Annotated in this window: 16 protein-coding genes; 7 read left to right on the forward strand and 9 right to left on the reverse strand. The window is 46.5% G+C overall.

The genetic code is table 11. The features are described from left to right. Positions 1 to 2: 2 nt before the first annotated feature. From trxA to MVI27_RS04470, 9 genes are all read right to left on the reverse strand, one after another. Complete coding sequence (gene trxA / locus MVI27_RS04430; RefSeq protein WP_246959478.1) at positions 3 to 302, reverse strand: thioredoxin; 300 nt, start codon at positions 300 to 302, stop codon at positions 3 to 5. 94 nt (positions 303 to 396) lie between these two features. Continuing rightward, positions 397 to 579, reverse strand: coding sequence for a DUF6132 family protein (locus tag MVI27_RS04435; protein WP_246959479.1), 183 nt, complete (start codon positions 577 to 579; stop codon positions 397 to 399). 17 nt (positions 580 to 596) lie between these two features. Continuing rightward, positions 597 to 1265 carry a rhodanese-like domain-containing protein gene (locus MVI27_RS04440; RefSeq protein ID WP_246959480.1) on the reverse strand — a complete coding sequence of 223 codons (669 nt, stop codon included), beginning with the start codon at positions 1263 to 1265 and terminating at the stop codon, positions 597 to 599. Next, the gene (locus MVI27_RS04445; RefSeq protein ID WP_246959481.1) at positions 1262 to 2674 is read right to left on the reverse strand and encodes an MBL fold metallo-hydrolase; all 1413 of its coding nucleotides are present in this window, start codon (positions 2672 to 2674) and stop codon (positions 1262 to 1264) included. Before MVI27_RS04445 ends, MVI27_RS04440 begins: the two co-directional genes overlap by 4 nt. A 63-nt stretch (positions 2675 to 2737) precedes the next feature. Continuing rightward, positions 2738 to 3103 carry a hypothetical protein gene (locus tag MVI27_RS04450; protein ID WP_246959482.1) on the reverse strand — a complete coding sequence of 122 codons (366 nt, stop codon included), beginning with the start codon at positions 3101 to 3103 and terminating at the stop codon, positions 2738 to 2740. Positions 3104 to 3114: 11 nt separating this feature from the next. Next, positions 3115 to 3906 (reverse strand): sulfite exporter TauE/SafE family protein, encoded by a 792-nt coding sequence (locus MVI27_RS04455; RefSeq protein WP_246959483.1) that lies wholly within the window; start codon positions 3904 to 3906, stop codon positions 3115 to 3117. A 113-nt stretch (positions 3907 to 4019) separates the two neighbouring features. After that, positions 4020 to 6008 carry a TonB-dependent receptor gene (locus MVI27_RS04460; RefSeq protein WP_246959484.1) on the reverse strand — a complete coding sequence of 663 codons (1989 nt, stop codon included), beginning with the start codon at positions 6006 to 6008 and terminating at the stop codon, positions 4020 to 4022. An 84-nt stretch (positions 6009 to 6092) separates the two neighbouring features. Next, positions 6093 to 6944, reverse strand: a complete 852-nt coding sequence (locus MVI27_RS04465; RefSeq protein ID WP_246959485.1) for a FixH family protein — start codon at positions 6942 to 6944, stop codon at positions 6093 to 6095. 105 nt (positions 6945 to 7049) lie between these two features. Further along, positions 7050 to 7412, reverse strand: coding sequence for a hypothetical protein (locus MVI27_RS04470; protein WP_246959486.1), 363 nt, complete (start codon positions 7410 to 7412; stop codon positions 7050 to 7052). 230 nt (positions 7413 to 7642) lie between these two features. Between MVI27_RS04470 and MVI27_RS04475 the strand changes: the two genes are divergently transcribed. The 7 genes from MVI27_RS04475 to MVI27_RS04505 all read left to right on the forward strand — a co-directional run bounded on the left by MVI27_RS04475 (position 7643) and on the right by MVI27_RS04505 (position 16358). Next, positions 7643 to 8863: a 3'-5' exonuclease gene (locus tag MVI27_RS04475; protein ID WP_246959487.1), complete on the forward strand. Its 1221-nt coding sequence runs from the start codon at positions 7643 to 7645 to the stop codon at positions 8861 to 8863. A gap of 219 nt (positions 8864 to 9082) precedes the next feature. Then, on the forward strand, positions 9083 to 10282 hold the full coding sequence (lysA, locus tag MVI27_RS04480) for a diaminopimelate decarboxylase (protein ID WP_246959488.1): 1200 nt from the start codon (positions 9083 to 9085) through the stop codon (positions 10280 to 10282). Positions 10283 to 10335: 53 nt separating this feature from the next. Further along, on the forward strand, positions 10336 to 10827 hold the full coding sequence (locus MVI27_RS04485) for an energy transducer TonB (protein WP_246959489.1): 492 nt from the start codon (positions 10336 to 10338) through the stop codon (positions 10825 to 10827). A gap of 237 nt (positions 10828 to 11064) precedes the next feature. Further along, positions 11065 to 12525: a tRNA (N6-isopentenyl adenosine(37)-C2)-methylthiotransferase MiaB gene (gene miaB / locus MVI27_RS04490; RefSeq protein ID WP_246959490.1), complete on the forward strand. Its 1461-nt coding sequence runs from the start codon at positions 11065 to 11067 to the stop codon at positions 12523 to 12525. Beyond that, complete coding sequence (locus MVI27_RS04495) at positions 12525 to 13805, forward strand: sigma-54 interaction domain-containing protein (RefSeq protein WP_246959803.1); 1281 nt, start codon at positions 12525 to 12527, stop codon at positions 13803 to 13805. Before miaB ends, MVI27_RS04495 begins: the two co-directional genes overlap by 1 nt. 2 nt (positions 13806 to 13807) lie before the next feature. Beyond that, positions 13808 to 14338 (forward strand): LPS assembly lipoprotein LptE, encoded by a 531-nt coding sequence (lptE, locus tag MVI27_RS04500; protein ID WP_246959491.1) that lies wholly within the window; start codon positions 13808 to 13810, stop codon positions 14336 to 14338. 1 nt (position 14339) lies between these two features. Then, complete coding sequence (locus tag MVI27_RS04505) at positions 14340 to 16358, forward strand: hypothetical protein (RefSeq protein WP_246959492.1); 2019 nt, start codon at positions 14340 to 14342, stop codon at positions 16356 to 16358. Positions 16359 to 16375 lie beyond the last annotated feature (17 nt).

Here is a 16375-nt window from a genome sequence, read left to right on the forward strand (position 1 = left end):
AACTAAACGTATTGTTTTAAAAGATTCGTCAGTGTGTTTACATCGTGGACGCCACTTTCTTTCCATAAAAGTTCACCGTTTTTGAAAACAGCCAGCGTAGGAACGCCGCGAACGCCATACTGAGCAGCAATCGATGGAAACTGATCTACATCTATTTTGACAATGCGTGCATCGGCACCTATATTTTCTTTAACGGTTGTGAGTACGGAAGACTGTACTTTGCAAGGTCCGCACCAGGTTGCGAAAAAGTCGATGAGCACCGGCCTTTCCGATTGTATGAGTTCCTGAAATTTTTGAGACATAATGGTTTTTTAAATCATTATTAAAGCAAATATTACACCGCTGGCGGCAGACGGTCATAAAGACAGCTATAAACTAAACCATAAAAAAAGAGCCTTATTTCAAGACTCTTTTTTCGGTTTTTGTCCCAAGGACTGCTAAATACCCGATTGCCATTCCGAACAGTGAAGCATTCACGGGGCTGGAACTGATAGCGCAGGTGCCGGAAGCACAGCCGATAAAGTAGTAATATCCGTACCCGAGCAGAGCGCCGCTCACCAATCCGGTCAGTACAAGCAAATGGCTCTTTTTCAATTTTACAGTTCCTGGGTTACGGTGAACAGGTTTTCATCTTGTAAGCCTCTCACTTCGTGTTCCACATTCACCGGGATTTCATACACGTCCATTTCCTTCAGGTAAATCGTTTCAGACTCCATGACGAAACTAATTTCTCCTTTGAGCACGACCAGCGTGGACGGAACCGGTGCTGTATGTTTTTTAAGCAACGCATCTTTTCCCAGCGCTACCGCAAAATATCTGATTTTATCGTTCTTGCGGATATGGTAAACAGAAGGTTTATCTGTATTAAAAGTAATTTCGTTTTTTAAATTAATCATAGCTGAATTTTTATGTTGTAAAGATTGAATGTTGGCTATATTAATGGCATTATATACATTATTTATTCCTTCTTTCTTTAAAATATCAAGTGCCATCCCAGCCTGACGACCAGTGTTGCAATACAGTACAATGTTTTTGTTTCCGCGCAGTTCGTCTGCGCGCTTCGGCAGTTCCGTTAGCGGAATGTTGATCGCGCCTTTTGCAGCTTCTTTTTGAAACTGCTCCGGAACGCGGACATCCACAATAACCGTTTCAGGATTAGTAAGAACCGTTTCCAATGAAGGAACTTGCGTTGCATTTGCCTGTTTCGTTTGTGCGCTACAGGAAGTGCACAGCAGGAAGCCTAAGATGAGAGCAGCGATTCTCATGCCGGGAAAGATTTAGACTGGCATACAAAGTCGCTCGTAGGAACATCCGTTTCTTTGATTTTATTAAAACCGCCGTCTACTTCCGTAAAGTTCCGGATGCCGCGTGCATTCAGGATACTGGCTGCGATCATACTGCGGTAGCCTCCTGCGCAATGCACAAAGAAATGTCCGGATTCCGGCAGATTTCCCGCCCAATCATTAATGTAAGCCAGCGGACGGTTATAGGCATCTTCCACATGCGAAGCGGCGTATTCACCGGTATTGCGAACATCAATTACCGGAACATCTTTGCTGAATTTTTCCGCGAATTCCTGTGGTGAGATGCGGTGAACTGCATCTGTTTCTTTTCCTGCCTGCTGCCACGCCGCGAAACCATCTTTTAAATATCCAATCACCTGATCAAAGCCAACACGTGAGAGTCGCGTAATGGCTTCTTCTTCCGTACCCGGTTCTATCACCAAGAGAATTGGCTGTGCCACATCGACAATCATAGAGCCTACCCATGGTGCAAAATCACCTTTCAATCCGATGTTAATAGAATTTGGAACAAAGCCTTTGTGGAACTCCGCCGCGCTTCGGGTATCCAGTATTAGCGCGCCGGTTTCTTCCGCAGCCTGTTCGAAATCCTCGGGGCTGAGCGGCCGGGAGCTTTTCTGCAAAACGGTATCGAACGCTTCGTATCCTTTTTTATTCAAAGCTACATTCATCCCAAAATACTTCGGTGGTGGGGCCAGTCCATCCAGCACCTCTTTCACGAATGTTTCCTTGTCGGGCTGATTCAGCGCATAATTAGTTTTCTTCTGATTGCCCAGCGTATCCACCGTTTCCTTCTGCATATTTTTGCCACAGGCGGAGCCGGCTCCGTGCGCCGGGTACACGATAATGTCATCAGCCAGCGGCATGATTTTACTTTGCAAACTCTCGTACAGCGTTCCCGCCAGTTCTTCTTGGGTCATGCTGGCTGCTTTCTGAGCAAGATCCGGTCTCCCGACATCTCCCAGAAATAGCGTATCCCCACTGAAAATAGCGGTTTCTTTTCCGTTTTCATCGATTAGCAGATAAGTGGCGCTTTCCATCGTGTGGCCAGGCGTGTGCAGAACTTTTATTTTAATATCTCCGATTTCGAAGATCTGCCCGTCTTCCGCAATAATGGCTTCAAAGGCAGGTTCCGCCGTCGGTCCGTACACAATCGGAGCACCGGTTTTTTTTGACAAATCCACGTGGCCTGAGACAAAGTCCGCATGGAAATGAGTTTCGAAAATATACTTTAAGGTAACCTGGTCTTTTTCCAGTCTGTCCAGATACGGTTTTGTTTCCCGCAGCGGATCAATAATCGCCGCCTCTTTGCCGGAGACGATATAGTATGCGCCCTGTGCCAGGCAGCCCGTATATATTTGTTCTATATTCATAATTGTTTTGTTAAAGTGTTGATACATAACAGGCTGTATGCCTGTTTGCAAAACGGAAAACCGTTATTTATATTCTGTACTTGTACCGTTTTTATCTGTAAGCAGGCCGGCTTTTCCTTCCTGTGTCATTTCCCAGAGATATTCCCCGTTTGAAAAAACCGGATTCCCGCTGGTGCTGGTGCCTTTGGCGGAAAGTGTCTGTTCCGGCATATCAGCGTTTTGCAGTTTCACGGCTACTTCATCGCCCTGGGCAAAATAGGTAACATTTATTTCTGTTCCGGTATCAGATGTTAGCTTTCGTGGTTCCATCACCTGGCTGATTTCCTGTGAAGAGGCTGCCTCAGTGGCGGTATCCGTTGTATCAGTTTCTGTTTTGGAGCATGAGGTCAGCAAACATAAAGTGACCAATGCAATTCCTGTATATTTCATGAAGTTTAAATTTAAAATGAAAATAATTCTTTAATTATAATAAAAATACCCATTGCTAAGACGATATAGCCAAAAAGAGGTTTAAGTTTTTTACTGTCCATCTTTCGGGCGAGCGCCAGGCCGATGAATATTCCGATCACAGAGAGAAAACTAAATAATATTAAAAAAGACCAATCGTGTTTTACGTATTCCAGGGTACTAAGAAAACCCAGCAGCGAGTTCATGCTGATAATCACCAATGAAGTGGCCACCGCTTTTTTCATTTTCACGCCCAGTAACATAACCAGTGCCGGTACAATCAGAAAGCCGCCGCCGGCACCGATCAGCCCAGTAATAATACCAACCAGCAATCCTTGCGAAACGAGAAGTGTATAGTTCGGTGAATCATCTTTGCGGATGCGCACTCTTTCCGTCTTGCGGATCATTTTAACCGAGGCAATCACCATTAAAATTGCAAAAAGCAACAGCAGGAACATTTCCTTTGTCAGCGTAATGCCCCAACGGTTAATAATAAAATGAGGTAAATGCGGCAATACTAGCCGCCGTGAAAACAATACACCCAGAATAGAAGGAATCCCAAATATAAATGCAGTTGCGAAATCTACCTGCTTCTGCCGAATCAGCCCTACGGAACCTACCAGACTTGTGATACCTACGACGAATAAAGACAATGCCGTGGCGGTCACCGCATCAAAGCCGAAAATATAAACGAAAACCGGTACACTCAGGATGCTGCCGCCACCGCCAATCAGTCCCATAACCAGTCCGATAATCAGCGCCGCGAAGTAACCCAGTATTTCCATCTGCTTCCTTTTTAGATATGATGTTCCCTGCGGCAAAAACCCTTGCCGGCAGAGAACAAATGTAGCTAAAAATCCTGTATTCACTGGTTGAAAAGGTTGGTGCAACGGAAGCTCTAAAGGTTGAAAGTGAGGTTCAGATACAGATTCCGGCCGGGACGCAGGATTTTATTCCAGTCCGAAAAAGTGGTGTACTGTGTATCCAGTATATTCTCTACGCCGCCACGAAGCAGAAGCTTGTAATTATTAAAGTTAAAGGTATATCCTGCGCCTGCATTCACAATGCAATAGGCTGCCGTGCCTGTTTCACCATAAGCCGTTGCGAAACGGGTTTGCCGGCTGTTTCCAATGATGTTCACATCGGCAGAAAAGCGCTGCTTTTCATAACGTAGTGAGGCCTGGTACGTAAACGGACTCATAAACGGAAGGTTGTTGCCCTCATCGTCGCGGCCATGCATATAGCCTGCCTGTGCTGAAAGCTGCAAATTTTCGGTGAGAGGTGCTTCGGCTGTCGCGGTAATATTTAAAACATCGGCATACGGAAGCGAGCGGTACACCTTAACTCCGTTCGCACCGATGGTCATCGGTAAAAGACCCTCTGCGGGCAGGCCGGCGATATAGTTTTGGATGTGAAAATAAGTTGAACTTAACCTGAGCTTGGTATTCCGAACCTGTGTGCCTACAAAAGCATTTGCTTCCCAGGAGTTTTCATTGCGCAGCTCAGGGTTTCCGATATAGTCATACTTGTCTGAACTGTTGAAAAGGTAAAAGCCATATCCTTCCGAGACCGAGGGCGCCCGGTCGCCGTAGCCCGCACCTGCGCCAGCCTGCCAGCGTCCGTCATCATACTGGTAGTTAGCCGAAAAACTTTTTAAAAACCGGTTTTTAGATTCCGGCATTTCCGGGTAAAAAATTCGGAGGCTGTTCAGGCCCATTTCACTGGTGATTTTGTTTTGCTGAAGGGCAGCAGCAGCAGAGAGCCGTACGCCGGAGCGGTCTGAAATGTGAATCAGATCTTCCATCTGAATGGTTTGCGATAGGGTGCGCACATCTGGCCAGGTCAGCATATACATGAGTTTCTCGCCGGAGTCTGCCGGATACATCGTCATTTCCGCCGAAGCCAGATTATAAAAACCATTCAGATTCAGGGTAAGCTGCTGATGCGGGATATTGGCTTTCAGACGGGAATAATAGCCATAGGTCGTATTCCAGCCGGGCATGTCCATGTGGATGGGAACATCAGGCCGTTCTGTGTCATCCATGCGGTGGGTAATGGTATTGTAATACATTTTGGTTTCCCAGTCGTGAACAAAAGTGTTAACTGGCTGCACCCGCAGTTTTGCTGATATAATGAGTGCTTCAGCAAGCGAAACATCCATCGGAAGCGCGGGATATCCGACATCTGTTGCCTTGTCATAAATTACAGAGGCTTCGGCAATGGTTTGCTCAGAGAGTTTTGCACCCGCCAATCCTGAAATATTAATTTTTTTAAACTGAGAATATGGGATTTCAATATTTCCGCCGGCTTTATAATTTTCTGCGTCGCGCGACATGAAGTTCACATCGGTGTAAAATTTCTCATTGCGGTACTGGGCATCCGCGCCGAAAATCTTCTGCTGGTTTACACTTTCGAAACCGGTATTCACCGTAGCATTAAACCTTTCGGGGCCAAACTGCAGGCGGCTGCGTTTTAAATCAATGGCACCGCCAATGGTGCTGCCATGGCTGTTACCCTGCTGGCCGGAACTGATGGTGGCTTCCTGCAGATTAGATACTTCGAGGTAAGATGTGATGGGGTCCATCTTGTCTGTACACGCCCCGAAGATGCGCATCCCGTCAATAGTAATCACCGTGCGTTCAGACGGCAGACCGTTGATGAGCGGTTCCCAGGCGTACGCGCCGCGCTTCACCATTTCTACGCGTGCTGCTTTCTGCAGGTATTCATCAATGGCAGCCAGCGGTTTACTTTCGCGCTGGGTTATTTTTTTAGTTTTAAAAACTACTACTTCACGGATGTCCTGGGACTGGAGGGAATCATTAAGATGTTGTGCGGCAATATTCCCGGCTGCTAACAACAGGGCCGGAAGAAGAAACAAGCGTTTCATGTTTTCTGTTTTTTAAGAGTGCCCGCTAAAGGCAGTGGAGAAAAAAGGAAGCCGGCACGGCAATACAGTGCCGGCATTCAGTCATTAAAATTCAACTTCGAAGTACAGGCTGCTGGCCGGATTTTCAGCGGTTACCGGTTTACCTTTGATGACTGTTTTTTCAGCATTCAGCATTTCAAGGTTGATTTTCCAGTAACCCGTCATGGTAAAGTTGATTGTACCCTGATAAAATCCGCCCGCCTGCGGCTGTGCAGCTGCTACATTATTCGGTGAGCCGTGATTGTCCATGCCCGGCATGCGCGGGTCCAGCTGGATTGTATAACCATTCACGACCGGGAAAGTCATCATATCCTGCATTTTCCAGATGCCCAGTGTGATGTTCTGCGCGGCTACCTTTGGCGTTGCCGGCGCAATGTAAGCCACAACATATTTAGCACCGTCCGTTCCTACAAAAGAAGTAACGGTTTTTTTAGCCTGAGAACCGACGCGCAACGGAACAGTTACGTTATAAGCGGAACCATTAATTGTGTAGGTAATTCCCAGAGACCAGCGTTCTGTTTCATTTTCGGGCATTTGGAAAACAAGATAGCCGCTGTAGAGCGAGGAGCCGGCCTCTTTTTTTGTTACTTCAGAGTGCGGGCAGGCGTGCGCCATGCTGGTCATTTGCATCTTGGGCATCCATTGTATGGTTGCATTTTTCTCGTATTCACCGGTCGCTTTGTTTTTAATACGAAGGATAATATCATTATATCCTAATTTCGTTTGGCCGGAAGCGGAATAAAGTTCAATCGTATGCGAGTCATTGGCTGCTTCGGTAATTTTCAGCAGGCCGTCGGTTTCAGTAGCAGGCGTAATGGCTTCGTCGGAAGTACGGCAGGAAGTTAGAGTGAAAGCCAATAAAATAAGGCTTACGATATATAAATAAGAACGTTTCATTTTGGTTGCGTTTAAGTTGATTTGTTTTTATGAGGGATAGCCACGCGCGGTGTCTTCAGCAGCTGTTATGGGCTGAGAATCAAGCGGGCAAACGGAGAAAACAAATCATATACGCGGAGGAGGAACCACAATGCCGGTAATCACGTCAGCGTAAGAAGTGCTGAGGTGATCAGGATTCAGGTAGTGATCGCTGTCAGCAGGCTGCGCCGGAATTTCCAGGGCGAAAGAAGCGGTTGGCATCAGGTTGAATTCAAATGCATACTTAACCACATTGGCCAAAGACGTTGCTTCATCAGCATTTTTCTTGAGCTGGCATTTTCCGTGGCATTCCATATCAGGCACATCCCGGTTCACGCAGTGGGTTTCATAAAATTCGCGGTTCACCTGATAATCGACCAGGAAAAGTGAATTCTGAAAACTAGCGCAGAAAACGAGCAGGGATAATATGAAGACCAGACAGCGTTTCATTTTGACAGAACAAATTTAAGATAAAATCATCTGAATAGGAAGATGATAAGCGTCACCCTTTTTAATCATGTTTTTATGCAGTGTAAGATGCTTCGTCCATTGTTTTTACCGGACACTCTGCATTATTCTTTTTCAAAAACTGACAATCCGTATCTTGCAGGCTCGAAATTTGCGGGTTTTAATCCGCCGTACGTCTGCGGTGATGATACTCCTTTAAAAAAAATATTCTTTTGTATTCGGTTATTGATATAGAAAGCAACGGGGCCGGCTTCCGGCAGGAAAGCATTATAGAAATTGCTATTTATAAATATGATGGGCACAAAATCGTGGACCAGTTTATCTCGCTGGTCAATCCCCTGGCAGATATCACGCCGTTCGTACAAAAACTCACCAGCATCACACCGAAGATGGTACGCACCGCGCCCAAATTTCCTGAAATCGCAAGACGTGTCGTGGAAATAACGCAAAACACCACGCTGGTGGGACACAATATTGATTTCGATTACCGCATGCTCCGGCAAGAGTTCGGCAGACTGGGGTATGAATTTAAAATCAATACGCTCGATACCATTCCTTTAGCACAGAAATTAATTCCCGAGGCCGAAAGTTATTCATTAGGCAAGCTGGTTAAATCTCTGGGCATCCCGCTCACCGATGCGCACCGGGCGGCCGGTGATGCGCGTGCCACGCTGGAACTTTTTAAGCTGTTGATGATCAAGGACAAGAATTCCGAGATTATCCGCCAGCATCACGAAGCGGTTAATGCAAAAACCTACGTGAACAAAGTACGCGACCTGACACGGGATTTGCCGGGAAAACCGGGAATTCTTTATTTCCAGGATGAGAACGGAAATATCCTGCACTCCGACTTTGTGGAAGACCTGCAGCGCTACGCCCGCAACCTTTTCAGTTCTCAGGCAAAAAAATGGGAAAAAGTTCAGCAGCAAACCGAACAGGTAAAATTTGAACTCACCGGAAATCAGATACTGGCGCAACTCATGATGCGGCTGAAAGGCATCCGGAAACGGCAAATGTTGCCTTTCGGACTGTATTTCCTGAACAACCGCTATGTGGTGGAGCGTACTTCGCTCCATCCTAAAGAGAAAAGCCTGCTGCGGTTCCGCTCACAATCGCAGGGAAAAAAAGTGCTTTCCTTTATTTTATCTGAAAAACTACAGGATCCGGCCGACCTGAAAAAAAGAATACAAATTCCGAAACAGGATGCACTCTGCCTGAGCACCGGTCGTGTATTGGGCGAACGGTCTTTTCTGCTTTTCGAAAAAGGGAAACTCAACGGCTTTGGTTTTTATGAGTTGTACAGCCAGATTGAAACCCGCGCGCGGCTCAACAGTTTAAAGATTGACATTGATTTCCCGGTTAAGGATTTACAAAACGAACTGAAACTGGCACTGCTGCGAAAAGATTTTGAAATAATTTCGCTTCCGCAGTAAATTTCCGGCGGTGATTTTGCAAATATACAGTACATTTGTGCCGCAAATTTTATTAAAGTTTAAATGAACCGCAGCTCAGCAGCTCCCATGATCTCTCTGGCAGGAAAGAAATTTTCTTCCAAGAAACCTGGTGCGAACTAAGGGCTGAATCTTCATATTGATATTTGACGGGCAGGCTCTTGGTGAGTCTGCTCTTTTTTTGTTTAAAAATTAAAATTAATGACAAACAGCGATTTACTCAGCATTGCCGCACAGTACGGCACGCCCACTTATGTTTATGACACCGAAAGTATCCGTTTTCGTTATGAAAAACTGACGGGTGCTTTCAGTTCCGGTACCCGCTTTTTCTATGCCGCGAAGGCACTCACGAATATTAATATTTTAAAATACATCCGCAGCCTGGGCGCGGGGTTGGACTGCGTTTCCGTGTATGAAGTGCAGCTCGGCCTGCGAGCCGGTTTTGAACCGGAAAATATTCTGTTTACACCCAATTGCGTGGATTTGCGCGAGATTGAAGAAGCCATGCAGCTGGGTGTTCATATTAACATCGATAATATTTCGCTGCTGGAGCAGTTCGGCACGCGCTACGGAAATTCGTATCCCATCTTCATTCGGATCAACCCGCATATTTATGCCGGCGGGAACCATAAAATATCGACGGGCCATATCGATTCCAAGTTTGGAATTTCCATCCACCAGCTGCGTCATATCGAGCGTGTGATGAAATCCACCGATCTACGCGTCGAAGGTTTACACATGCACACCGGTAGTGAGATTAAGGATGCGGATGTGTTTCTGCAGGGGCTGGATATCATGTTTGAGTTGGCCGAACATTTCCCTGATTTAAAATACATCGATATGGGAAGTGGTTTTAAGGTTCCGTATCAACCTGGCGACCTGGAAACGGATGTGGAAACCCTGGGCCGCAAAGTAGAAAAAGCAGTAAAAACTTTCCGGAAAGAATCCGGGCGCGACCTGCAGCTTTGGTTTGAGCCGGGCAAATACCTTGTAAGCGAAAGCGGAACTTTTTTGGTCAAAGCCAATGTCATCAAGCAAACCACAGCGACCGTGTTTGTCGGTATTAATTCAGGATTCAATCATTTGATTCGTCCCATGTTCTATGATTCGTACCACATCATTGAAAACCTGAGTAATCCTTCGGGCGCTGAACGGATTTATACCGTAGTAGGCAACATCTGCGAAACCGATACGTTTGCATGGGACCGCCGGCTGAATGAAGTGCGCGAAGGCGATATCCTGGCTTTCCGGAATGCGGGTGCTTACGGATTTGAAATGAGTTCCAATTTTAATTCACGGTTGCGGCCGGCGGAAGTCTTATTAACAGACGGTACGCCGCATCTCATTCGGAAGCGTGAGCAGCTGGAGGACCTGTTGCGTAACCAGATTGAAGTGTTATAAGTCATGAAAATGATACAGCCGTATTTCGTAATTTTGCGCCTATATTACTTATAATGAAAAGATTATTTTTCCTATTGCTGCTGGTTTCCGGATTGGGTGCGGCGCAGGACCTGGAAAACATGCAGGAAGGACTGATGACTGCGGAAAATACCCGAAATTTCTTTGTGGTGGATATTCCCAAACCGTTTGATTATTATCAGGTGCCATCCTGCGGTGAGGGTTCAGTGTTCACACGTGCACAGTTCGAGCTGGGAGATGCTGCCTTTGCAGATGAACTGATGAAGAACATTTCTGCGTATGTTGACAGGGAGCTGTATGTGGTAAATGGTGTTTTCTTCGCCCGGTTGTCTGTGAGCCGTACGGGTCAGGTAACCGATATTGAGATTGTTCCCAAAGTAGAAAACAGCGAGCAACTACGCCGTGAGCTTCGTTATTCCCTGCGGAAAATTAAAGGCCAGTGGTCGCCCTCGAAGTGCAACAATACACCCATAGATTCTAAAATCCGTATTACACTGAATTTTGAAACAGAAAGCATCGAGGTGTAAACATTCTAATAAGACTGCTGAAAGCTTCGCAATGATTGCGGAGCTTCTTCTTTTTTTTATATTTAATGTATTGTGGCTCATCTGTTTGTGAGCAAGAAGAACTCTTTTATTTTAATTAAATTTTATAAAATCCTTAACGGTAGACCGCGTGCAAAACTGCCATTCTGTCATCAAAAAGTGTATCTTTGCAGCAGATTCCTATAGGAAGCCAGTCTTCCTCTTTAAATAAAAATTCCCGTGCAAGAAAAATATATAGACGAAACAAAACAGGGCGAAGCCTTCGCAATTCCGGCCAAAGCACAAAATTCCAAAAAACTTTTTCTGGAAAGTTATGGCTGCCAGATGAATTTTTCGGATTCCGAAATTGTAGCTTCTATCCTGAATGAAGAAGGATATAACACCACGCTAAACCAGGAAGAAGCCGATCTTATCCTGCTGAATACCTGCTCTATTCGCGAAAAGGCTGAGCAAACTGTTCGTATGCGTTTGTCTCAGTTTAAAAACTTAAAAAGAGAAAAACCGCATCTGACTGTGGGTGTATTGGGTTGCATGGCCGAACGCCTGAAAACCAAGTTTCTAGAAGAAGAACATCTGGTAGATTTGGTGGTGGGCCCGGATGCCTATCGTGATTTGCCTAATCTGTTGAAAGAAACGGAAGGCGGCCGCGATGCCATCAATGTTATTTTATCCAAAGAAGAAACCTACGCTGATATCAGCCCCGTTCGGTTAGGCGGAAACGGTGTGACGGCTTTTGTGACCATCACGCGGGGTTGCGACAATATGTGTACGTTCTGCGTTGTACCTTTTACGCGCGGACGCGAACGCAGCCGCGATCCGCATTCGATCATAGCGGAGTGCCGGGAACTGTGGGAAAACGGATACAAGGAAGTAACATTGCTGGGCCAGAATGTCGATTCCTATTTATGGTTTGGTGGCGGTGCCAAAAAAGATTTTCACAAAGCCAGCGAAATGCAGCGGGCAACGGCCATTAACTTTGCAAAGCTGATGGATATGGTAGCGACGGCTGTGCCCGAAATGCGCATCCGTTTCTCAACCAGCAACCCGCATGATATGACGGCCGATGTTTTCCGCGTGATGGCAAAACATAACAATATTTGCAAATATGTGCACCTGCCGGTACAAAGCGGTAGTGACCGGATGCTGGAAAAAATGAACCGCCAGCACACCCGTGAGGAATACCTCACGCTGATTCGTGAAGCAAAACAAATTGTGCCGGATATCGCTTTTTCCCAGGATATGATTGTTGGCTTCTGCGATGAAACGGAGGAAGACCACCAGTTGACGCTCAGCCTGATGCGCGAGGTGGAATACGATTATGGCTACATGTTTGCCTATTCCGAAAGACCGGGTACGCCGGCCCATAAAAAAATGGAGGACAATGTGCCTGCCGACGTGAAACAGCGCCGTCTGGCAGAGGTTATTGCCCTGCAGGGAGAACTTTCGCGCGAGCGCATGAAATCCTACGTCGGGAAAATGCATGAAGTCCTGATCGAGGGAACTTCTAAAAAAGATGAAAACCAGTGGAAGGGAAGAACTTCCCAGAACGCAGTTTGTGTATTTGATAAGCTGCCGGGCCAGCAATTAGGAGACCTGGTGCTGGTCGATGTTTTTGGAAACACCCAGGGAACCTTGTTAGGAAAAACGGTACAGCCGGAACTGATAACAGAAACACTATGATGACAGACCTTCAATCCATAAAAACACGATTTGGGATTATCGGGAATTATCCCGCCCTGAACCGTGCCTTGCAGAAAGCAGTGCAGGTGGCACCTACTGGTATTTCGGTACTTGTGATCGGGGAAAGTGGTGCGGGAAAGGAGTTTATTCCTAAAATTATTCATGCAGAATCCCGCCGCAAGCACCAGCCTTATATTGTGGTGAACTGCGGGGCCATTCCGGAGGGAACCATTGATTCTGAATTATTCGGGCATGAAAAAGGAGCCTTCACCGGTGCGACTTCCACCCGGAAAGGATATTTTGAGGTGGCAGATGGCGGAACCATCTTCCTGGATGAAGTGGGAGAACTGCCGCTGCAGACGCAGGTTCGTTTGCTGCGTGTGCTGGAGAGCGGTGAATTTATGAAAGTAGGTTCCTCGCAGATTCAGAAAACCGATGTGCGCATTGTGGCTGCCACCAATGTAAATATGCTCAAAGCCATTCGCGATGGCCGCTTCCGCGAGGATTTATATTATCGTTTAAATACCGTGCAGATTGACATGCCGGCCTTGCGCGAGCGTAAGGGCGATATTCATTTGCTGTTCCGCAAGTTTGCCGTGGATTTTGCCGAGAAATACCGGATGCCGGAACTCTCCCTGTCCGAAGATGCAGTACAATACCTGGAGAATTATGCATTCCCGGGCAACGTCCGCCAGCTTCGGAATCTGGTGGAGCAAATGACGGTCGTTGAGAAAGACCGTGTCATCAGCGGCGCAAAACTCGCCGAGTATATTCCGGCCCAATCGCAGTTGCCGGCTGTAATCCAGAAAGAGGGCGGCATCTCCTCCAATGAGTTTCACAGTGAGCGCGAGATTATGTATAAGATTCTGTTCGACATGCGTAATGACATTAATGATTTAAAGTCACTGACCTCGGAACTGATCAAGAATCGCGGCAACAGTGATTTAAGCCATCAGGAGAAAAATCTTATCAACCGTGTTTTCACTGGTGACGGACATGTGCAGAATCCAAATTCCCTGCTGTATTTTGAAAATCAGGCAGCGCATCCGTATCAGAATCCGACCATTATTTCAAAGGAAGCAGATGAGTATGATAATGTGGAAGACATCGAAGCAGAAGAAACACAGGCTGCTTCCCTGTCCCTGCAGACTAATGAGCGCGACCTGATCGTGAAAGCTTTGGAAAAACACAACGGCCGCCGGAATAAAGCAGCCGATGAACTCGGTATTTCACAGCGGACATTGTACCGTAAAATCAAGCAATATAACCTGGAAGACTGATAATGAAAGAATTAAGTAAAGGTTTTAAAGTTTCATTTGTTGTTGCTCTTTTGTTATGGTTAGGTAGCTGTTACTCATTTTCAGGTTCCAGCCTGAGCCCGGAAACCAAAACCATCAACATCCGTGAGTTTCCGAATAATGCACCACTGATGAACCCCACGCTGTCGCAGGAGTTCAGTATTGCCTTGCAAAACCGTTTTTTGCAGCGTACTTCCTTAAAAGGAACCAAAACCGACCCGGATATTTTGCTTGAAGGCGAGATCACAGATTATTCCATTACGCCTACCACCATTTCCAGCAGCGTTAATGCACCGGGCGGTACCATACAGGCAGCGCAGAATAAGCTGACGATCGCCGTGAAAGTGCATTACGAAAACAAACAGGAACCGGAAAAGAATTTTGACCGTACGTATTCCGATGAAGCCGTTTTCAGCAGCGATCTGGATATTAACGCCATCGAAGCTTCGCAGGTAAAACTGGTGAACGAGCGCATCATCAATAAAATATTTAACGACATTGTAGCAAACTGGTAATATGAATGTAAGAACTATTGAACTGCTGAAAAATCCCGCTTTGCTACAACAGGCAGATCTGGCTTTGCTGCAGAAAGAAATACAGAAATATCCCTATGTACAAAGCGTCCGCGCTTTGCATTTGCTGGCAACACACGAACTGCAACCGGACTTGTATGCGGCAACTTTAGCAGAAACAGCCGCGTACACAACCGATAAAAAAATCCTGTACCAGCTGATTAATAAACCACAGGAAACTGATATTAAAAGTAATAAAGTCGTATCTGAAATTCAGTCAGCTCCTGAAACGCGGGCAGTAGATGAAACTACGCCGGAAACTATCGCGGAAGGCACAGTCCAAAATAAAAAAAACGATATCGCTGAACCGGGAGTAGCGGCCGCTGCCAAAGGGACGGAACAGAGTGATGCTGAAGATGAAAATATTTCTGCACTCACAAAAGATGCCTCAGCTTATACTGCAATAGCTCCCGAGCAGAAGCAGCCTTTGCAAGCGGTGGTCACCAATGGTGAGCGCAACCGGATTCTGTTCCCCGGTGAAGAAGATTTTGATTCCAAGGAAACAGCGCGCATTGATCTGGATGCTACTTTGGAAGCCGGCAAAATTGTGCTCGAAGAACCGGAGCAAGCCTCAGAACCTTTACAGGAATTGGCGGCCAATGACATTCCTGCCGAAGAACGTGCGACTGCAGATTCAGTTGAATTAACAGAACAAAAAACTGAAAAGACAGCGCCCTCCACGCCCGGAGAAACTACACCGGATCTGCCGACAGAAGAACAGCCGTTGCCGGAAGAGGAACAATCCGACGTAGCGCGCGAACCCCAGCCAGTCGTGCCGGCAGAGGAAAAACAGCAGCCTTCTGAAGAGGAACCAAAGCAAACACCGGAAACAGACTTGCCGCCGGAGGAACAACCTACCCCGGAGGAGGATAATCCGGATATCGAACAAAATCCTAAACCGGAACTTCCGCCGGAAGAACAGCCAACGGAAAATGCCGCAGCAGCAAGCGTGGCTGTGGAGAAAGAAAACGGTGCAGACGCACGGGCTCAGGAATCAACTTTCGAAGGTTCTGAAGAAACCACTACGGATCAGATAAGTGGCCGGCCGGTTTCCACGGTGGAGCCAAACAGCTCGAACGAAGCAGCAGATGCGGAAAATTTCACCCGCGAGGCGGTCATTCAGGAAGATACAATTAAACAGGAAGAACCTGTGGTAGAAGATCATTCGGAACTCAGCTTTCATGGTTTGCAGGAGTTTATGCCCGACGTACAAGTGGCGCGCACAGCACCGGCAAAAGATGCCGTACCGCAAGCCCCTGTGCAGCAACCCAATCGCCACGAAGAGGAAATGAAACGACTGGTGGCCGAAGTGGAAGCCAAAATGCGCGCGGCACGCTCGAAAAAGAAGGCAACAGCAGAGCCGGAAATCGAGTCTCATGAAGTAAACTTCAGTGAAAGTGCTGATTTCTCTGTGCACACAGAAAAGCCGGAGAAATCTGAAAGCGAAGAACCGGTTCAGCAAGAAACTGCATCCTCTGCGGGTGAATGGAAACCGATGAATTTAGCTATACAAACGCAGGAGTCACAGCATTCAGAACCAAATGTAGAAGATTCAAATATTCACTCGGAAGAAGTTGCCAAAGATACAGCGGAGCCACGCAGCAATGTCCCTCATTTCGTCAATACCTGGCAAAACTGGCTGAAAATTGATCGTGACGAAAATGTACATCCGGCGCAGGAAACGATCTCCATTACCGAAATTAAAAATCGCGTGATTGATAGTTTTATTGAAAACGAACCCAAGATTTCCAAACTGAAAGAAGATGCGGATTTTATTCTGCGGGAGCGCAGCGATGATATTTCGCACCTGATGACCGAAACGCTGGCCAATCTTTATGTAGAACAAAAGCTGTATGCGAAAGCCATTTGGGCTTTTATGATTCTCGAAGAAAAATTTCCCGAGAAGAAAAAGTATTTCAGAGAACGCGCCAATGAAATGCGCACACTGCGTCCTAATAAATAAACCAAAAGCCTGTTGTT

The sequence above is a fragment of the Chryseobacterium salipaludis genome (assembly GCF_022968825.1).
In the GTDB taxonomy this organism is placed as follows: Bacteria; Bacteroidota; Bacteroidia; order Flavobacteriales; family Weeksellaceae; genus Kaistella; species Kaistella salipaludis.